The following is a 19,182-nucleotide window of genomic DNA, read 5'->3' as shown; positions in this document are numbered from 1 at the left end:
AATCAGTCTAGTGGAGGCAGGCCATAGCGCTGCAGCAGCGCGTTCATCCGCCCGGACTCTCGCAGGCGCTTGAGCCCTGCCTCGAACACCGCAGCATGACGCGCGCTGGCTTTCAGCGCCGGCGAGAATGCGAGGTAAATGGGCACGTCCGGCGTACGGCAACCCGCCTTCACCAACTTGCCTTGCTGCCCAGTGCTGGCGAGCAAGGCGTCCATCACCCAGGCGTTTTCGATGGTGGCGTCGATGCGCCCCAGCAAGACCTTTTCCACATTCATGTCCAGGGCCTGGTCGCCGGATACCACCTGCACCTGCGCCGGGTCGTTCCGCTTGATGCGAATGTAGGTGTCGAGCTCCTGGCCATAGCTGTAACTGTTGATGCTGCCCAGTCGTACCCCGGCAAGGGACTCCAGGCCCCGGTAGCGCCACTGGCTGCCGGGGGCGACGTAGAAGCACATGCGTGACACACCCGGCGCGCTGGGTGTGAAGATGAAGTCGGGGGCATCCTGCATACCGGCGCCAATCAGCGCATCCAGGCGGCCGCTTCGGGTGTCGTGGACAGCGCGGGCCCAGTTCACCACGCGGTATTCCACCTTGATGCCGGCCTCGCCGAAGATTTCCCGCGCCAGCTCGACGAAGATGCCCGGCCGTGGCGAGCCGGGCTGGCAATTGATCGGGCACCAGATATCCCCGGCGATCACCAGGGTTTCAGCGCGAGCCGTAGGAAAGAGCAAAGGAACGATCAGCAGCGCCAGTACCTGCCAGCGGCGTTTCAGCCATCCCCGCCCTTTCCCCATTGTGCCTCCTGTCCCTGCGGCATCAGGCCCCGCTGCGCACCCTCTGAACGGCATCCAGCCAGCCGTCATAGAGCTTCTTGCGATGCTCTTCGGCCATACGCGGGGCAAAGCGTTGTTGACGATGCCAGTGGCTGGCCACTTCGTCCAGATCGCGATAGAGCCCGGCTTGCAAACCTGCGAGGTAGGCCACGCCCAGGGCCGTGGTTTCGGTCACCTCCGGGCGTTCCACCGGCACCCCGAGGATGTCGGAGAGGAACTGCATCACCCAGTTGTTCTCCACCATGCCACCGTCCACGCGCAGGGCGCTGGGCGCGGCGGCACCGTCCTGGGCCATGGCCTCCAGCAGGTCACGGGTCTGGTAGCAGACCGATTGCAGCCCGGCGGTGACGATTTCCTTGATGCCGGTATCGCGGGTCAGGCCGAAGATGGCGCCGCGTGCGCGTGGGTCCCAGTACGGAGCGCCGAGGCCGGTGAAGGCCGGCACCAGGTACACGCCACAGGCGTCGCCGGTCTGCTCGGCCAGGGCCTCGGTATCGCGGGCGTGGCTGATCAGCTTGATGCCGTCACGCAGCCACTGCACAGCGGCGCCGGCGACGAAGATGCTGCCTTCCACCGCATAACTCACCTTGCCATTCAGGCGGTATCCCACGGTGGTCAGCAGACGGTTGCGCGAAACCACCGGCTGGTCACCGGTGTTCTGGATCATGAAGCAGCCGGTGCCGTAGGTGCTCTTCACCATTCCCGGCTGGAAGCAGGCCTGGCCGATCAGCGCCGCCTGCTGGTCGCCGGCCATGCCGCGTACCGGAATGCTGGCGCCGAGCAGTGCCGCATCCGTATCGCCAAACTCCGCCGCGCAGTCCAGCACCTCCGGCAGCAGGCTTTCGGGAATGTCGAACAGGCGCAGCAGTTCCGCGTCCCACTGCTGGCTGTGGATGTTGAACAGCAGAGTCCGCGAGGCGTTGGTGGCGTCAGTGCGATGCACCTTGCCGCCGGTCAGGCGCCACAGCAGGAAGCAATCCACCGTGCCGAAACGCAGTTCGCCACGCTCGGCGCGCTCACGGGCGCCCGGCACGTTTTCCAGCACCCAGCGCAGCTTGGTGGCGGAGAAATAGGGGTCGATCAGCAGGCCGGTACGATTGGCCACATCTGCCTCGTGGCCAGCGGCCTTGAGCGAGGCGCAATAGTCCGCGGTGCGGCGGTCCTGCCAGACGATGGCTGGGTGGATGGGCGTGCCAGTCACCGCGTCCCAGACCAGGGTCGTCTCACGCTGGTTGGTAATGCCGATGGCGGCGATATCGGCAGGGTTAAGGCCGCTCTGCTCGATGGCCTCACGACAGACCTTGAGTGTGGTCAGCCAGATTTCCTCGCCGTCATGCTCCACCCAGCCGTCCTTGGGGAAGTACTGCTTGAACTCCTGCTGGGCGCGCGCCACCGGCAGGCCCTGGGCGCTGAAAACGATGGCACGGCTGCTGGTGGTGCCCTGGTCGATGGCGAGCAGGTATTGGGCCATGGGGATGCTTCCTTGTTGGCGTTCTTGTTGTCAGTTTCGAGCCTGTCCACGATCCCGCCAACCCTGCGCGGCGGATCGTGGGCGATTCCTCAGGGGCGGCCGATGTCGGCGAAACTTCCCTGGGTATGGGTCGCCAGGGTGTCGGCCGAGAGTTCGACCTCCAGCCCGCGCCGGCCGGCGCTGACGTGGACGGTGTCGAAGTTGCGAGCGCTGCCGTCGATGAAGGTGCGCAGGCGCTTCTTCTGCCCGAGCGGGCTGATGCCGCCCACCAGGTAGCCGGTGCTGCGCTGGGCCTGGTTGGGGTCGGCCATCTCGGCCTTCTTCGCGCCGGCAGCGTGGGCCAGGGCCTTGAGGTCGAGGGTCCCGGCCACCGGTACGACGGCCACCAGCAATTCGCCCTTTTCGGTGGCGGCAAGCAGGGTCTTGAACACCCGAGCCGGGTCCAGGTTGAGCTTTTCGGCAGCCTCCAGCCCGTAGGAAGGCGCCTTGGGATCGTGGTGGTAGCTGTGCACCTTGTGCTCAGCCTTGGCTTTCTTCAGCAGATCGATGGCGGGAGTCATGTTCGATTGTGAAAATCCTGCGACAGATTCGGCGTACCTTAGCGGAAAAGCGGTGATTCGACAGCCCACCGCTATAATGCCGCGCAAAACAAGGAGCCAGCATGAACCTGGGCCCACGGCAACAAGACATCCTCGACCTCGCCCGCGAACGTGGCTACGTCAGCATTGACGAACTGGCCCAGGCCTTCGGCGTCACCCCGCAGACCATCCGCCGCGACATCAACCAGCTCGCTGAACACGGCCTGCTGCGGCGTACCCACGGTGGCGCGGCCAGCGAAGCGTCGAGCATCCAGAACACCGCCTACGCCATGCGCGCCGGGCAGAACCGCGACGAGAAGCAGCGCATCGCCGATGCGGTGGCCGAGTACATCCCCGACCACGCCTCGCTGTTCATCAACATCGGCACCACCACCGAAGCCATCGCCCGCGCCCTGATGGGCCACAAGGGCCTGAAGGTGATCACCAACAACCTGCACGTGGCTGCGCAACTGGCGGACAAGCCGGATTTCGAAGTACTGGTGGCCGGCGGCACCGTACGCAGCGACGGTGGCATCGTCGGCCAGGCGGCGGTGGATTTCATCCAGCAGTTCAAGGTGGATTACGCCCTGGTGGGCATCAGCGGCATCGATGAAGACGGCAGCCTGCTGGACTTCGACTACCAAGAAGTGCGGGTTTCCCAGGCCATCATCGAAAACGCCCGACAGGTGTTCCTCGCCGCTGACTCCAGCAAGTTCGGCCGCAACGCCGTGGTTCGCCTAGGGTCCATCGCACTGGTGGACCGTCTGTTCACCGACCACCAGCCCTCCCCCGCGCTGGGCCGCCTGCTGGCCGAGCACAAGGTGCACCTCGAGCGGGTCTGACCCGCCCTCCCCCGCATGAATTTTCAATGACCACCTGGCGCGAAACCGCGCATCGGGCTGGTCATTTTGTTCGCTCTCATCTAGGCTATTTTCGGAAATGAACATTGAAAGTTCAGTTTCGACCTTGGTGCCTGCCCATGAATCACAACCATTCCCCTATCGCCGAGGTCTATGACCTCGCCATCGTCGGTGGCGGCATCAATGGCGTCGGCATTGCCGCCGACGCGGCTGGCCGGGGCCTATCGGTGTTCCTCTGCGAGAAGGACGACCTCGCCCAGCACACCTCATCGGCCAGCAGCAAACTGATCCATGGCGGCCTGCGCTACCTGGAGCACCACGAATTCCGCCTGGTACGCGAAGCCCTGGCCGAGCGCGAAGTGCTGCTCGCCAAGGCGCCGCACATCGTCAAACCGCTGCGCTTCATCCTGCCCCACCGGCCACACCTGCGCCCGGCATGGATGATCCGCGCCGGCCTGTTCCTCTACGACCACCTCGGCAAGCGCAAGCGCCTGCCCGCTTCCCGTGGCTTGCGTTTCGGCGCCGGCAGCCCGCTGCAGGCGGAGATCACCCAAGGCTTCGAATACTCCGATTGCTGGGTCGACGACGCCCGCCTGGTGGTGCTCAACGCCATGGCCGCCCGCGAGCGCGGCGCCCATGTGCATACCCGCACCCGCTGCGTCAGCGCCCGCCGCAGCAAGGGCCTCTGGCATATCCACCTGGAGCGTGCCGATGGCAGCCTGTTGTCGATCCGCGCCCGCGCCCTGGTGAACGCCGCCGGCCCCTGGGTAGCACGCTTCATCGAGCAGGACCTCAAGCAGGCGGCGCCCTACGGCGTGCGCCTGATCCAGGGCAGCCACATCATCGTGCCGCGCCTGCATGACGGCGAGCAGGCCTACATCCTGCAGAACGAGGACCGCCGCATCGTCTTCGCGATTCCCTACCTGGAGCGTTTCACGCTGATCGGCACCACCGACCGCGAATACCACGGCGATCCGGCCGAGGTGGCGATCACTGCCGAAGAGACCCGCTACCTGCTGGACGTGGTCAATTGCCATTTCAAGCGCCAGTTGAGCGAGCAGGACATCCTCCACAGCTATGCCGGCGTGCGTCCGCTGTGCGATGACGAATCGGACGATCCGTCAGCGGTGACCCGTGACTACACCCTGGCCCTTTCCGCCCATCCCGGCGATGCCCCCCTGCTTTCGGTGTTCGGCGGCAAGCTCACCACCTACCGCAAACTCGCCGAAGCCGCCCTGCAGCAGCTCGTGCCCTGGTTCCCCTTCGCCAAGGGCCCCTGGACCGCCAGCGCGCCGTTGCCCGGTGGTGAACAGATGGAAAGCCGCAGCGCCCTGGTGGAGGCCCTCTGTTCCAGCTTCGGCTGGCTGCCCACCCACATCGCCCGGCGCTGGGCCAACCTCTATGGCAGTCGCAGCTGGCACCTGCTGCGCAACGTCCGCGAACTGACAGACCTCGGCGAACACCTGGGCGCCGGCCTCTATACGCGGGAAGTGGACTATCTCTGCCAGGAAGAATGGGCGGCCAGCGCCGAGGACATCCTCTGGCGCCGTACCAAGCTCGGCCTGTTCATGAGTACGACCCAGCAGGCGCGCCTGGCTCAGTACCTGAAGCACGAACATCCGCGCCGGCCGCGGGCGGATGCGGCCTGAGGTGTACATGTGGGGGCGAATTCATTCGCTAACCGGACCGAAGGTTCGGCCGTGGGTCCCATAGGGGGACGCTACGCATCCCTTCGCGAATGAATTCGCCCCCACAAGAGCCCCGACGAAATCAGGCGCCGACAGCGATCAAAGCTGCGCCACATGCCCCTCAGCACGACGATGGGCCATCAGGTGCGGCAGTACCGCCGATAGCAGCGGCTCCTTGAAGGCTTCCTGGAAGCGATGGGCCAGGCCGGGAATCAGCTTCAGTTCCGAACCCTTGATATGCGCCGCCACATGCACGCCGTGCATCACCGGCAGTAGCGGATCGGCGGTGCCGTGCACCACCAGGGTCGGCACCCGCAGGCGGTTGAGCATGTCGACGCGGCTGGGCTCGGCGAGAATCGCCAGGATCTGCCGCTGCACGCCTTCGGGATTGAAGGAACGGTCATAGGCACGAGCGGCCTGTTCGACCAGTTGCTCACGATCATCACTGACCTCCGGGCTACCGAGGGCGGCCAGCAGGTCGGCCTGTTGCTGGATGGCCACCTCGCGGCTCGGCGCCTCGCGCCGCGCCAGCAGGTCGAGCAAGGCTGCACTCGGCGCCGGCAGGCCCTGGGCGCCGGAGCTGGTCATCACCAGGGTCAGGCTGAGCACCCGTTCCGGGGCCAGGTCCGCCAGGTGCTGGGCGATCATCCCGCCCATGCTGGCGCCCAGGACGTGGGCCTGGCGGATATGCAGCGCGTCCAGCAGGTTCAGCGAATCACGCGCCATGTCGCGCAGGCCGTAAGGCGCCGACACCGGCAGGCCCAGGCGATAGCGCACCGCTTCATAGGGAAGGTTCGCCGAAGGCGCGGTACCTATCCAGGCGGACAGCCCGACATCGCGATTGTCGAAGCGAATCACCCGGAAGCCGCTCTCGCACAGGCGCTCTACCACCTCATCCGGCCAGTGGATGAGCTGCCCACCCAGGCCCATGATCATCAGCAGTGCCGGATCGCGCTCGCGCCCCACGCTCTGGTACGCCAGACGCACCTCGCCCAGGTCGACGGTTTCCGTCGGCACGGTCACATCGCAGCGAGCGTTGGCGAAAGCAAATGAAGGCAGGCCGCAAATGAGCGCGGCGAGCAGGATCAGCACACGCATGTTGGAAATCCAGAACGCAAAACCCCAGTCGAACGCAATTCTGATGAATTTCCGTGTGTCGCTCTGCCACAGAACCGTGACAGTTTGATGACCAGCGCCGAACGGTCGTTGGGTTCGTTTAAAGAGTGGCTAGAACGTCCTGAGCCAGGGTGATTGCCGAGTTCTGTAGGTGTTTCTGGTTTCGCCTCCCGGCGAGTCTCTTTTGGCAGTCGCCCCAAAAGAAACCAAAAGGGCTTGCCCCTGCATCCGGCCCGGCTTCGCCGGATTCCCTCCCTCCATCGTCGCTCCAGGGGCCCGGCGAGAGGGGCCATCCATGGCCCCACACGCCTCTCGCGGCATCCATGCCGCTCGTCCCCCTCTGCAACGATTCCGCTCGGCCTTCTGAAGGGGCGGAGTCCCCGCCCCACCGCTTCTGCAATCCTTCAGGCGATAAATATGCATCAGGACTGCTTTGTTACATCCGGCGCGAGTCACCCCTCTCCCGCCTGCGGGAGAGGGGCTGGGGGAGAGGGCTGCATCAACAGGCACAGAGGTTCTGGGATGAGCAGAGCAGCTTTCGCCCTACGCCTCAAATACCTACCTGGCGCACAGGTGCGTGGGTGCGCTGCGCGGTTTCCCAGTTAGCCGCCAAGCCTACGGGCATCTCCTCGGGTGCCAGGGTCCTGCGGCCGCGCACCAGGTCCGAGGCGCGTTCGGCGAGCATGATGGTGGGCGCGTTGAGGTTGCCATTGGGCTCGGTGGGGAAGACCGACGAATCGATCACCCGCAAGCCCTGGATGCCCCGCACGCGCAGCTCGGAATCCACCACAGCCATGTCGTCCTCGCCCATACGGCAGGAGCCGCAAGGGTGCATGGTGCTTTCCATGTTGGCGCGCACGAAGGCGTCGATTTCCTCATCGGTCTGCACGTGGGGACCGGGCGCCAGTTCCTCGCCACGGAAACGGTCCATGGCCGGCTGGCCGATGATCTCGCGGGTCAGGCGCACGCAGCGACGGAAGCCCTCGCGGTCCTCTTCGCTCTCCAGGTAGTTGAAACGGATCTCCGGGTGTTGGTACGGATCAGCCGACAGTGCGCGGACGTGGCCACGGCTCTTCGGTTTGTTGGGCCCGGTGAGGATCATGAAGCCATGGCCCTTGAACGGCTTGTCACCGTCGTAGCGCATCGCCGCCGGCAGGAAGTGGAACTGGATGTCCGGCCAGCGCAGCCCCTTCTCGGAACGAATGAAACCGCCCGCCTCGAAGTGGTTGCTGGCGCCCAGGCCATCCTTGAACAGCAGCCAGCGCAAACCGATCAACGCCTTGCCCCACAGGCTCATCTTGCCGTTGAGGGTGACGGGCTCCTTGCAGGCGTACTGGATGTAGATCTCCGAGTGATCCTGGAGGTTTTCGCCCACACCCGGCAGGTCGTGACGGACCTCGATGCCGGCCTTCTTCAGGACTGCCGCCGGGCCGATGCCGGAACGCTGCAGCAGGTGCGGCGAGCCGATGGGACCGGAGGACACCAGCACCTCGCGGTTGCATTGCACGACATGGGTCTGGCCGCCCTGGTCGTATTCCACGCCCACAGCGCGCTTGCCGTCGAGGATGATGCGACGGGTCATGGCGTGGGTGACCACGGTCAGGTTGGGGCGCTCCATCGCCGGACGCAGGTAGGCGTTGGCGGTGGACCAGCGCACGCCATCCTTGACCGTCATGTGCATGGCGCCGAAGCCTTCCTGCATGTAGCCGTTGCAGTCGTCGGTCTTGATGTAGCCAGCCTCGGCACCGGCCTCCACCCAGGCGCCGTAGAGCGGGTTCTGCATGCTGTTGCCGTTGTTGGTGGAAAGCGGGCCGCTGGCGCCGCGATAGTCGTCACCACCGAACTTGTAGGTCTCCGCGCGCTTGAAGTACGGCAGGCAGTTCCGGTAGCTCCAGTTCTTCGCCCCGAGGTTTTCCCACTCGTCGAAGTCGTAGGCGTGGCCACGGATGTAGACCAGGCCGTTGATGGAGGACGAACCACCCAGCACCTTGCCGCGCGGGCAGTGCAGGCGGCGGCCATCCAGGTGCGGCTCGGCCACCGTCTCGTAGCGCCAGTTGTACTTCTTGGTGTTCATCGGGATGGAAAAGGCGCTGGGCATCTGGATCAGCACACTGCGGTCGCTGCCGCCGAATTCCAGAACCAGCACGGAGGTGCCGGCGTCTTCAGTCAGGCGGTTGGCCAGGACGCAGCCAGCCGAACCCGCACCAATGATGATGTAGTCGTATCTGTTAGCCATGATCTTTCTCGCAATGAAACGGGACGGGGCTGTTACCAGGCTTTACCCGTCGTGAATTGAGGGGCCTCTTTTTCGATCTGGCGAATGAGGGTTTCCTCCTTCTTCAGGTCGAGCGACAGGCACAGCAGGTAGTAGGCGACACCGGAAACGATCAGGCCGACCAGCCACGCCATGTCCACGCTGCCGATCATCCGGGCCAGCGGGCCGACGTAGACCTCATCGGGACCGCTGAAGATGGTGAAGAACGGGATCATCACCACGAAGCCGATCAGGTAGGCGATGAGCCCGCGGCTGCCCCAGCGGCCGTAGATGTTGTCGTGCGGCAGGAAGAAGTGCGGGATGGCATAGCGGCCCTTGCGCACGAAGAAGTAGTCGGTGAGGTTGACGGCGGTCCAGGGCACCAGGAAGTACAGCATCACCACCAGGTACATGTTGAGCATCGACAGGCCAGAACCGGAGGCATTGATGCTGATGGCCACGCCCAGTTGCAGCAGCACCACGAAGATGATCGCCAGGATGCGTACGCGGGCCGTGGGCTTGATCTTCCTGAACGAATCCACGCCGGTGATGGTGGTCAGCTTGGCGCTGTAGATATTCATCGCGATCACCGGCAGGAAGGCCAGGATGGTGACCGCCACCACCGCCGTCCCCAACTCCGGAGCGAAGCTGGCGCCGACGCTGTTGAGCGCGACGAGCACATCAGCAGTACGCAGGTGTTCAGCCAACCAGCCGCCGACCGAGATCATCCAGGCGCCCGAGAGCGAGGCCCCGATGAATACCGCCGCGATCAGCTTGCCGCTCGAGGTGTTCTTCGGCAGGTAACGGGAGTAGTCCGAGACGTAGGGGGCGTAGGCGATGTTGTAGCTGGCGGCTGCGGCGAACTGGGCGACGAAACCGGTCAGGGTGAAGCCGAGTTTGACCGTTTCAGCCCCCTCAGCCGGCAGCGGTGCGGACGGGACCCATCCCAACAGTACCGCCATCGTCACCAGCCCATACAGGGGCAGCGAGAGGAACAGCGACCACTTGAAGGTCTTGTGCATCCAGTCATGGCCGAGGATGGCCAGGGCGGTGGCGGGCACCGAGACGACCAGGGCGACGGTCATGGGGTCCCAGTGAAACAGGTGCTCCAGCCCTTGCATCATCAACACCAGGTTGACGATGTTGAAGCCGGCGAAGACGAACAGCGTCGCCAGTAGCACCAGCACCACACCGCGATAGCCGAACTGGGCGCGGGACTGGATCATCTGCGGCAGGCCGAGATGCGGCCCTTGCGAGCCGTGGAATGCCATGAACAGGGTGCCGAACATGATGCCCAGGGTGCCGGCGATCATGGTCCAGAACGCGCTCAAGCCGACGCTCGGGCCCACGAAACCGATGGTCATGGTGAAGAAGGTGAAGTTGCCTACGAACCAGAAGGGGCCCTGGGCGGACAGCTTGTCGGTTCTCTCGTTCTCCTGGATGAAATCGATGGAGTGTCCTTCGATTTCCAGTCCGCGTTGTCCCTCGGTCGCGGACAGACTTTGTGATGCTGATTTCATGGTATCTCCGCTCTTATTTTCGTATGGAGTATCACCAGGCTCCGCACCCAGGCAGCCCGTAAGGAACTGCCTTGCAAGGCGGGTGCGGATCGATCGTGCGGCGGCAGCGGGGACTGCCGACGCTTCAGCTGAAATCACTTAAGGAAGTGTGATCCACACCGCCTTGGTTTCCAGCAGGTAATCCAGCTGTTCCGACCCAAGGTCCTTGCCGTAGCCCGACTGCTTGTAGCCGCCGAAGGGCATGGAGGGATCGAGAGTGCTGTGGGCATTGACGTAGACGGTGCCCGCACGCAGTCGCGGGATCAGGCTGTGGACCCGCCCGAGGTCGTTGGAATAGAGCGCCGCGGCCAGGCCGAAGAGCGAATCGTTGGCCAGGGCCAGCGCTTCTTCTTCGTCGTCGAAGGGCGCGGTCACCAGCACCGGGCCGAAGATTTCCTCCTGGACGACGCGCATGTCATTGCGGCAGTTGGCGAAGACGGTCGGCTGGACGTAGAAGCCGGGGCCGTCGACCGGCTCGCCGCCGTAATACAGCTCCGCGCCTTCGGCCTTGCCGGTCTCGATGTACTCCAGCACGCGCTGCTGTTGCTGGCGCGACACCATCGGGCTGATGAAGCAATCCGGGTCCAGGCCGGGGGCGATCTTCAGTGTTGCGGTGTAGTCCGCCAGCTCACGCAGGAACTCGGCGTACACGCTGCGATGGACGTAGGCACGGGTGCCGGCATCGCAGACCTGGCCGGAGTTGAAGAACACGCCGTTGGCCACTGCCTGGGCCGCCGCCTTGATATCGGCGTCGGCGAAGACGATCACCGGCGACTTGCCGCCCAGTTCCAGGGTCAGGCGCTTCATCTGGTCCATGGCCGCCTTGCCGACGGAGCAGCCCACCGGGGTCGATCCGGTGAAACTCAGCTTGTCGATGCCCGGATGGCTGGACATGGCCGAACCGACCACGCTGCCGCGCCCGGTGACGATGTTCACCACGCCATCGGGGATGCCGGCTTCCTGTACCAGTTCGCCGAACCGCAGGGCCGACAGGGAGGTCAGCTCGGCCGGCTTCACTACCACGGTGCAGCCCACCGCCAGGGCGGCGCCGAGTTTCCAGGCCATGGTCTGCAGCGGGAAATTCCAGGGCACGATGACGCCCACCACGCCGACCGGCTCCTTGCGGGTATAGGCCAGGTAATTGCCGGGCAGCGACGGCTCCACGGTGCGCCCGTGGATCTTGCTGGCCCAGCCGGCGAAGTAGCGGAAGGTGTCGATGGTGCCCTGGATATCCACCGCTCGTGCCTGAGCAACCGATTTGCCCATGTCGATGGATTCGATTTCCGCCAGTTCATCGGCGTTGGCCTCGATCAGGTCGGCCAGGCCGTGCAGCAGGCGCTCACGCTCCAGCGGCTTGAGCTGGCTCCAGGCGCCGCCATCGAACTGCGCGCGGGCAGCTTGCACCGCCTGGTCCAGGTCCTGCGCAGTGCCCATGGGAATGCGGGTGAGCACGGTGCCGGTAGACGGCTCGATCACCTCGGCGGTATCAGCCGATTCCAGCCAGGTACCGTTGACGAACATTTTCTGGGACTTGCCGAGGAAACTCTGGGTCGCCTCGGATACACCGAATTTCTGCAGATACTCTTTTACTTTGATGTCCACTCTCTTTTCCTCCAGACCTGTCAGCGGTTACGGGCGCGTTCGTGGAAGATGAAGCCGATGCTGTTCATCAGCAGTTGCGCCGCGAGGATCGAGGTGGCGCCAGTGGGGTCGTAGGCCGGTGCAACTTCCACCAGGTCCATGCCGACGACCCGGCCCTGGCTGCGCTTGGCCAGCGCCTGGATGATTTCCAGCACTTCGTAGTAGAGGAAGCCGCCGTGGCTGGGGGTGCCGGTGCCAGGGGCGATGGACGGGTCGAAACCGTCGATATCGATGGTGATGTAGTAGTCCAGGCCTTCCGGGATCATCGCCATGACACCTTCGGTGCCCAGGCGGCGCACGTCGCGCACCGACAGGATTTGCGAACCGGCGGCGCGGGCCGCGTCGTAGTCATCGCGGTTGGAGGAAGACACGTTGCGGATACCCATCTGGGTCATGCCGACGATGTGGTCCAGCTCGGAAGCGCGGCGCAGCGGGTTGCCGTGGCCGTAGCGCACGCCGTGGCGCTCATCGACGAAGTCCAGGTGAGCATCGAAATGCACGATATGGATGGGCGCGTGACCCTCAAAAGCCTTGATCACCGGGGCATGGATCGAGTGGTCGCCGCCCAGCACTACCGGCATGGCGCCGGATTCGAGGATCTTGCGTACGGCGAATTCGATATTGTCGTTACTGGAGGCCATGTCGGTGTGGACGATGTCCGCATCGCCGACGTCCACCATGGTCACCTGGTCCTGGGTCAGGTAAAGGGCGTCGTCTTCATGGTCGTAGGCGCCGGAATGGCCGAAGGAAAACAGCGTGGAGGCTTCGCGAATGCTGCGCGGTCCGAAGCGTGCACCGGAGCGCCACTGGGTGCCCATGTCATTGGGCGCGCCGAGGACGGCGACGTCCGCGTTGATGGCATCCCAATCGGTGCAGATCGGGGACTTTGCAAACGTACAGTGACCTACGAAAGGCAGGTTCAACCGTCCGGATTCATAAGCATTCTTCGACATAGTCGCACGCCTCGCTTTTTTGTTTTCAGTGGTCGGCGAACCGGCTTCGAATTCGCCGTTGCAGCGAATATGTGCGCAGATTTATTTTGTAAAAATGCAAAACATCAGATGCTCATATCGCCAGTAGCGATGTAAATCGCCGACCGGGAGGCCCACGTGATCCAGTTGCACGATGTCGACCTGAAGCTGCTTCGGGTCTTCGCCACGATCGTCAAATGCGGGGGCTTTTCCGCTGCCCAGGCGGCCCTGAATGCCGGTCAGTCCACCATCAGCGAACAGATGAGCCACCTGGAGACCCGCCTCGGGGTCAAGCTCTGCCAGCGCGGCCGCAGCGGCTTCCGCCTGACCGAGCAGGGCGTGGCCATCCACGAGGCGACCCAGCGCCTGCTTTCGGCGGTGGAGACCTTCTGCATGGACGCCGACGTGCTCAAGCAGCGCATCAGCGGCAAGCTCAACCTCGGCATCATCGACAGCACCCTCACCGATCGCGCCTCCCCCCTGCCCCGCGCCACCCAGCGCTTCGTTTCCCGTGGGCACGACGTTCACCTCAGTGTCTACGTCGGTACCCCGGCGGAGCTGGAAGAGCGGGTGCTGGACAACCGGCTGCACCTGGCCATCGGTCACTTTCCCGCGAAAATTCCCGGCCTCGACTACTCACCGCTGTACCAGGAGGCGTTGGGCCTGTACTGCGGGCGTCACCACCCGCTGTTCGCCAGCACCCTGACCGGGCAGGCACTGCACGAGGCCATTGCCGTAAACCGCATCGCGGTACGCGGCTACATGCAGCAGTACGACCTCGACGTGCTCGGCGTGAGCAAGGCAGCGGCCACTGTGGACAACATCGAGGCCCTGGCGATCCTGGTCATTTCGGGTGCCTATATCGGCCTGCTTCCGGCGCACGTCGCCGAGCAGTGGGTCAGCACCCGCGAGATGCGCCACCTGCCCATCTCCCAGGACCAGCTGGAATCGCCCTTCGACGTGATCACCCGTCGCGGCGCGGCGCCACCGATCCTCCGTGCCTTCCTCGAAGACCTGACCGCCTGCTCCGGCGGTTTGACCAAGGGCTGACCAGCCAGCAGGCGAGTTCCCCATGCGCATACACGTCACCTTCATCGACCGCGTCGGCATCACCCAGGAAGTCCTGGCCTTGCTTGGTGGTCGCAACCTCAACCTGGAAGCGGTGGAGATGATTCCGCCGAACGTCTACATCGACGCCCCCAGCCTCGGTCCAGAGGTGCTGGACGAACTGCGCGAAGCCCTGCATGGCGTACAAGGCGTGCAGGCGGTAACGGTGGTGGACATCCTCCCCGGCCAGCGCCGCCGCCTGCAGCTCGACGCCCTCCTCGCCGCCGTCAGCGACCCCGTGCTGGCGGTGGACGCCAGCGGCCACGTGCTTCTGGCCAACCCTTCGCTGGTCGGCCTCTACGGTCGCGATCCGACGGGCGAGCCTCTGTCGAACCTGTTCGATGACCCCGGCCTGGCGCAGACCCTGATCGAGCGGGGCTTCCGCTTGCCCATGTGCGAAGTGGCGCTCAAGGGCCTCGCTCTGCTGCTGGACGCCACTCCGATCACGGGCGGTGCGGACGCCGAGGCACAGGACCTGGCCGGCAGCCTGCTGACCCTTTACCCGCCCAGCCGCATCGGCTCGCGCCTGGCCTCCCTGCGCCCGGAAAGCGGCGAAGGCCTGGAAACCCTGTTGGGCAAGTCGGCGCCCCTGAAGCAGCTCAAGGCACGCCTGCACAAGGTCGCCCGGCTGGACGCGCACCTGCTGATCCGCGGCGAAACCGGCACCGGCAAGGAACTGGTGGCCCGCGCCTGCCACGCCTTGAGCGACCGCAAGGATGCGCCCTTCCTCGCACTGAACTGCGCGGCGTTGCCGGAGAGTCTGGCCGAAAGCGAACTCTTCGGTTACTCGGCGGGCGCCTTCACCGGCGCCCAGCGCGGCGGCAAGCCCGGCCTGCTGGAACTGGCCGACGGCGGCACGGTATTCCTCGACGAAGTCGGCGAGATGTCGCCCTACCTGCAGGCCAAGCTCCTGCGCTTTCTCAGCGACGGCTGCTTCCGCCGGGTCGGCGGCGACAAGGAAGTCCACGTGAATGTCCGCGTGCTCGGCGCCACCCACAGGCACCTGGAACGCATGGTCAGCGAAGGCAGTTTCCGCGAAGACCTGTTCTATCGCCTCAACGTGCTCAACCTCGACGTGCCGCCCCTGCGCGAGCGCGGCCAGGACATCCTCCTGCTCGCCGAGCACTTCCTCGACCAGGCCTGCGCGCAGATCCAGCGCGCTCCGTGTCACCTGGCCCCGGCCACCTACCCGCTGCTGCTGGGCAACCATTGGTCGGGCAACGTCCGCCAGTTGCAGAACGTGATCTTCCGCGCCGCCGCCATCAGCGAAGGTGACCTGATCGACTGCGACGGCCTGGAGCTTGCCGGCACGGCGCTCGGCGCTCCCCAGGCCGACCCCATGGAAGTCACCAGCCTGGAAGACGCCGTACAGGGCTTCGAGAGAAACCTGCTGCAGCAACTCTTCACCGCCTACCCGTCCACTCGACAGTTGGCGGCCAGGTTGAATACCTCCCACACCGCCATTGGGCAGCGGCTGCGCAAGTACGGCATTTCCCGCTAGGGCGGGCGTGGGGCAACCTCTCCTGTAGGGTCGAATTCATTCGACAAAGCAGGACGCAGTCCTGCCCTTCGGGTTGTTGGGGGCAGCTGCGCTGCCCTTGGCGAATGAATTCGCCCCTACAAGTCACCCGGCATCTTTTCGCAACCGGTTCGATTCCATTCCACTGGAGCGATTTCGCTCCAATGTCCTTCAAAGCCCCAGCTTCCGGGCCTTTCCTCATTCAGAGCAGCTGAAAGACTCTTTTCGGCGTGGAGCGATATCGCTCCATGGAAAGGTCTGGCCAGGCGCATATAAACGCTCAAGTCATTGATATTAAAAGACTTTAAAGAGTTGGCACCGCGCTTGCTCTTGTTCCATCAGCCGAGCCAAACGCTCGGGACCCAACCTGATAACAAGAGGAAGCTCCATGACCACTCTGCGTTTTACTCCCGAGCATGAATGGCTGCGCGTCGAAGCTAACGGCGAAGTGACCGTCGGCATTACCAGCTTCGCCCAGGAAGCGCTGGGCGATGTGGTGTTCGTGCAATTGCCCGACACCGGTGTTTACGAACAAGGCGCCGAAGTGGCCGTGCTGGAGTCGGTGAAAGCCGCCAGCAACATCACCATGCCGCTGGACGGCGAAGTGATCGAAGTGAACCAGCAACTGGCCGACAACCCCGAGCTGGTCAACGAAGCGCCCATGGACGGTGGCTGGTTCTTCCGTATCCGTCCGAACAGCCCCGAAGCCGTCGCCAGCCTGATGGACCAGGCCGGCTATGACGCGTTCCTCGCCGACCACGCCTGACCGGAGGAACTGCCATGAGCCTCGCCCAATTCCCCCTGGACACACGCAACGAGTTCGTCCCGCGCCACATCGGCCCACGGGACGCCGATGCCAACGCGATGCTGGAGTTGCTCGGCTTCGACAGCCTGGACGCGATGATCGCCAGCGTGGTGCCCGACAGCATCAAGGGCACCAGCGTGCTCGACCTGCCGGCCGGCCAGGGCGAGGCCGAAGCCCTCGCCGCGATCAAGGCCATCGCCGCGAAGAACCAGCTGTTCAAGAGCTACATCGGCCAGGGCTACTACCCCTGCCACACCCCCAGCCCGATCCTGCGCAACCTGCTGGAAAACCCGGCCTGGTACACCGCCTACACCCCCTACCAGCCGGAAATCTCCCAGGGCCGCCTGGAAGCCCTGCTGAACTTCCAGACCCTGGTCAGCGACCTCTCCGGCCTGCCGGTGGCCAACGCCTCGCTGCTCGACGAAGGCACCGCCGCCGCCGAAGCCATGACCTTCTGCAAGCGCCTGGCGAAGAACAAGGCCAGCAACGCCTTCTTCGCTTCCCAGCACTGCCACCCGCAGACCCTTGACGTGCTGCGCACCCGCGCCGAGCCGCTGGGCATCGAGGTGGTGATCGGCGACGAGCGTGAGATCACCGACGCCAGCGCCTACTTCGGCGCCCTGCTGCAGTACCCCGCCGCCAACGGCGATGTCTTCGACTACCGCGAACTGGTGGCGCGCTTCCACGCCGCCGGCGCCCTGGTGGCGGTCGCCGCCGACCTGCTGGCCCTGACCCTGCTGACCCCGCCCGGCGAGTTCGGCGCCGACGTCGCCCTCGGCAGCGCCCAGCGCTTCGGCGTGCCGCTGGGCTTCGGCGGCCCGCACGCGGCCTACTTCGCCACCCGCGACAGCTTCAAGCGCGACATGCCCGGCCGCCTGGTCGGCGTCTCCATCGACCGCCACGGCCAACCGGCCCTGCGCCTGGCCATGCAGACCCGCGAGCAGCACATCCGCCGCGAGAAGGCCACCAGCAACATCTGCACCGCGCAGGTGCTGCTGGCCAACATCGCCAGCATGTACGCCGTCTACCACGGCCCGCAGGGCCTGACCCGCATCGCCAACCGCGTGCACCAGCTGACCGCGATCCTCGCCGAGGGCCTGAGCCAGCTGGGCGTGACCGTCGAGCAGGCGCACTTCTTCGACACCCTGACCCTGGCCACCGGCGCCCAGACCGCCGAGCGCCACGCCGCAGCCCGCGCCCAGCGCCTCAACCTGCGTGAAGTGGATGCCGTGCGCCTCGGCCTGTCGCTGGACGAAACCACCACCCAGGCCGACGTCGAGCAGCTCTGGGCGCTGTTCGCCGACGGCCAGGCGCTGCCGGTCTTCGCCGAGCTGGCCGCCAAGGTCGCCAGCCGCCTGCCGGCCGCCCTGCTGCGCCAGGGCGCGATCCTCGCCCACCCGGTGTTCAACCGCTACCACTCGGAAACCGAGCTGATGCGCTACCTGCGCAAGCTCGCCGACAAGGACCTGGCGCTGGACCGCAGCATGATCCCGCTGGGCTCCTGCACCATGAAGCTGAACGCCGCCAGCGAGATGATCCCGGTGACCTGGGCCGAGTTCGGCGCCCTGCACCCCTTCGCCCCGGCCGAGCAGTCCCAGGGCTACCAGGCACTCACTACCGAGCTGGAAGCCATGCTGTGTAAGGCCACCGGCTATGATGCCGTGTCCCTGCAGCCGAACGCCGGCTCCCAGGGCGAATACGCCGGCCTGCTGGCGATCCGCGCCTATCACCTCAGCCGTGGCGACGACCAGCGCGACATCTGCCTGATCCCGCAATCGGCCCACGGCACCAACCCGGCCACCGCCAGCATGGTCGGCATGCGCGTGGTGGTCACCGCCTGCGACGCCCGCGGCAACGTCGACATCGCCGACCTCAAGGCCAAGGCCGAGGAGCATAAGGAGCGCCTCGCCGCGCTGATGATCACCTACCCGTCCACCCACGGCGTGTTCGAGGAAGGCATCCGCGAGATCTGCGAGATCATCCACGCCAACGGCGGCCAGGTGTACATCGACGGCGCCAACATGAACGCCATGGTCGGCCTCTGCGCGCCGGGCCAGTTCGGCGGCGACGTCTCCCACCTGAACCTGCACAAGACCTTCTGCATCCCCCACGGCGGCGGCGGCCCGGGCGTTGGCCCGATCGGTGTGAAGGCCCACCTGGCGCCCTTCCTGCCCGGCCACGCGCAGATGGCCCGCAAGGACGGCGCGGTCAGCGCGGCGCCCTTCGGCAGCGCCAGCATCCTGCCGATCACCTGGATGTACATCCGCATGATGGGCGGCGACGGCCTGCGCCGCGCCACCCAGCTGGCGATCCTCAACGCCAACTACATCGCCCGCCGCCTGGAAGAGCACTACCCGGTGCTCTACACCGGCAGCAACGGCCTGGTGGCCCACGAGTGCATCCTCGACCTGCGCCCGCTCAAGGAGACCAGCGGCATCAGCGTCGACGACGTCGCCAAGCGCCTGATCGACTACGGCTTCCACGCCCCGACCATGAGCTTCCCGGTGCCCGGCACGCTGATGATCGAGCCCACCGAGAGCGAGTCGAAGGAAGAGCTGGACCGCTTCTGCGACACCATGATCCGCATCCGCGAGGAAATCCGCGCGGTCGAGGCCGGTGAGCTGGACAAGGACGACAACCCGCTGAAGAACGCCCCGCACACCGCCCACGAGCTGGTCGGCGAGTGGACCCACTGCTACAGCCGCGAACTCGCCGTGTACCCCAGCGCCAGCCTGGTGGACGGCAAGTACTGGCCGCCGGTGGGCCGCGTGGACAACGTC

14 protein-coding genes are annotated in these 19,182 nt (G+C 65.3%); 6 read left to right on the top strand and 8 right to left on the bottom strand.

Going from position 1 to position 19,182, the window contains the following annotated elements; translation table 11 throughout:
• Positions 1-2: 2 nt before the first annotated feature.
• The 3 genes from E8F06_RS05990 to ybaK form a co-directional block, all read right to left on the bottom strand.
• The gene (locus tag E8F06_RS05990; RefSeq protein ID WP_280365182.1) at positions 3-794 is read right to left on the bottom strand and encodes a transporter substrate-binding domain-containing protein; all 792 of its coding nucleotides are present in this window, start codon (positions 792-794) and stop codon (positions 3-5) included.
• Between the two features lie 22 nt (positions 795-816).
• The gene (gene glpK / locus E8F06_RS05985) at positions 817-2,304 is read right to left on the bottom strand and encodes a glycerol kinase GlpK (RefSeq protein WP_280365180.1); all 1,488 of its coding nucleotides are present in this window, start codon (positions 2,302-2,304) and stop codon (positions 817-819) included.
• 89 nt (positions 2,305-2,393) lie between these two features.
• Complete coding sequence (ybaK, locus tag E8F06_RS05980; RefSeq protein ID WP_280365177.1) at positions 2,394-2,864, bottom strand: Cys-tRNA(Pro) deacylase; 471 nt, start codon at positions 2,862-2,864, stop codon at positions 2,394-2,396.
• A 101-nt stretch (positions 2,865-2,965) separates the two neighbouring features.
• Here ybaK and E8F06_RS05975 point away from each other — a divergent pair, with 101 nt between their 5' ends.
• Together E8F06_RS05975 and glpD are read left to right on the top strand one after the other, a co-directional pair.
• Positions 2,966-3,724: a DeoR family transcriptional regulator gene (locus E8F06_RS05975; protein ID WP_280365175.1), complete on the top strand. Its 759-nt coding sequence runs from the start codon at positions 2,966-2,968 to the stop codon at positions 3,722-3,724.
• Between the two features lie 137 nt (positions 3,725-3,861).
• On the top strand, positions 3,862-5,391 hold the full coding sequence (gene glpD / locus E8F06_RS05970) for a glycerol-3-phosphate dehydrogenase (RefSeq protein ID WP_280365172.1): 1,530 nt from the start codon (positions 3,862-3,864) through the stop codon (positions 5,389-5,391).
• Positions 5,392-5,529: 138 nt separating this feature from the next.
• Here glpD and E8F06_RS05965 read toward each other — a convergent pair whose 3' ends face one another.
• From E8F06_RS05965 to speB, 5 genes are all read right to left on the bottom strand, one after another.
• A complete protein-coding gene (locus E8F06_RS05965; RefSeq protein ID WP_280365170.1) occupies positions 5,530-6,528 on the bottom strand; it encodes an alpha/beta hydrolase in 999 nt (332 codons plus the stop codon).
• Positions 6,529-7,096: 568 nt separating this feature from the next.
• On the bottom strand, positions 7,097-8,782 hold the full coding sequence (gene betA / locus E8F06_RS05960) for a choline dehydrogenase (protein WP_280365168.1): 1,686 nt from the start codon (positions 8,780-8,782) through the stop codon (positions 7,097-7,099).
• Between the two features lie 32 nt (positions 8,783-8,814).
• The gene (locus tag E8F06_RS05955; RefSeq protein ID WP_280365166.1) at positions 8,815-10,320 is read right to left on the bottom strand and encodes a cytosine permease; all 1,506 of its coding nucleotides are present in this window, start codon (positions 10,318-10,320) and stop codon (positions 8,815-8,817) included.
• 138 nt (positions 10,321-10,458) lie between these two features.
• Positions 10,459-11,961, bottom strand: coding sequence for an aldehyde dehydrogenase family protein (locus tag E8F06_RS05950; RefSeq protein WP_280365165.1), 1,503 nt, complete (start codon positions 11,959-11,961; stop codon positions 10,459-10,461).
• 20 nt (positions 11,962-11,981) lie between these two features.
• Positions 11,982-12,953: an agmatinase gene (gene speB, locus E8F06_RS05945; RefSeq protein WP_280365162.1), complete on the bottom strand. Its 972-nt coding sequence runs from the start codon at positions 12,951-12,953 to the stop codon at positions 11,982-11,984.
• Between the two features lie 156 nt (positions 12,954-13,109).
• Between speB and E8F06_RS05940 the strand changes: the two genes are divergently transcribed.
• The 4 genes from E8F06_RS05940 to gcvP form a co-directional block, all read left to right on the top strand.
• Positions 13,110-14,021, top strand: coding sequence for a LysR family transcriptional regulator (locus E8F06_RS05940; RefSeq protein ID WP_280365160.1), 912 nt, complete (start codon positions 13,110-13,112; stop codon positions 14,019-14,021).
• A 22-nt stretch (positions 14,022-14,043) separates the two neighbouring features.
• Complete coding sequence (locus E8F06_RS05935; protein ID WP_280365158.1) at positions 14,044-15,579, top strand: sigma-54-dependent transcriptional regulator; 1,536 nt, start codon at positions 14,044-14,046, stop codon at positions 15,577-15,579.
• Positions 15,580-15,985: 406 nt separating this feature from the next.
• Complete coding sequence (gene gcvH, locus E8F06_RS05930) at positions 15,986-16,363, top strand: glycine cleavage system protein GcvH (protein WP_280365156.1); 378 nt, start codon at positions 15,986-15,988, stop codon at positions 16,361-16,363.
• Between the two features lie 14 nt (positions 16,364-16,377).
• Positions 16,378-19,182: aminomethyl-transferring glycine dehydrogenase (gcvP, locus tag E8F06_RS05925; protein ID WP_280365153.1), on the top strand; the 2,805-nt coding region annotated here is incomplete at its 3' end.

Origin of the sequence: Pseudomonas sp. BN411 (assembly GCF_029871235.1) — a bacterium.
Taxonomy (GTDB): domain Bacteria; phylum Pseudomonadota; class Gammaproteobacteria; order Pseudomonadales; family Pseudomonadaceae; genus Metapseudomonas.
The sequence above is the reverse complement of the archived record's forward strand: the minus strand, read 5'-3'. Positions and strand labels throughout refer to the sequence as shown.

Bases quoted from the DNA above. Each gene is read 5' to 3' on its own strand.
- betA (WP_280365168.1), bottom strand. From the start codon at position 8,782: ATGGCTAACAGATACGACTACATCATCATTGGTGCGGGTTCGGCTGGC.
- gcvH (WP_280365156.1), top strand. From the start codon at position 15,986: ATGACCACTCTGCGTTTTACTCCCGAGCATGAATGGCTGCGCGTCGAA.
- E8F06_RS05935 (WP_280365158.1), top strand. From the start codon at position 14,044: ATGCGCATACACGTCACCTTCATCGACCGCGTCGGCATCACCCAGGAA.
- ybaK (WP_280365177.1), bottom strand. From the start codon at position 2,864: ATGACTCCCGCCATCGATCTGCTGAAGAAAGCCAAGGCTGAGCACAAG.
- E8F06_RS05955 (WP_280365166.1), bottom strand. From the start codon at position 10,320: ATGAAATCAGCATCACAAAGTCTGTCCGCGACCGAGGGACAACGCGGA.
- glpK (WP_280365180.1), bottom strand. From the start codon at position 2,304: ATGGCCCAATACCTGCTCGCCATCGACCAGGGCACCACCAGCAGCCGT.
- E8F06_RS05975 (WP_280365175.1), top strand. From the start codon at position 2,966: ATGAACCTGGGCCCACGGCAACAAGACATCCTCGACCTCGCCCGCGAA.
- E8F06_RS05990 (WP_280365182.1), bottom strand. From the start codon at position 794: ATGGGGAAAGGGCGGGGATGGCTGAAACGCCGCTGGCAGGTACTGGCG.
- E8F06_RS05965 (WP_280365170.1), bottom strand. From the start codon at position 6,528: ATGCGTGTGCTGATCCTGCTCGCCGCGCTCATTTGCGGCCTGCCTTCA.
- glpD (WP_280365172.1), top strand. From the start codon at position 3,862: ATGAATCACAACCATTCCCCTATCGCCGAGGTCTATGACCTCGCCATC.
- speB (WP_280365162.1), bottom strand. From the start codon at position 12,953: ATGTCGAAGAATGCTTATGAATCCGGACGGTTGAACCTGCCTTTCGTA.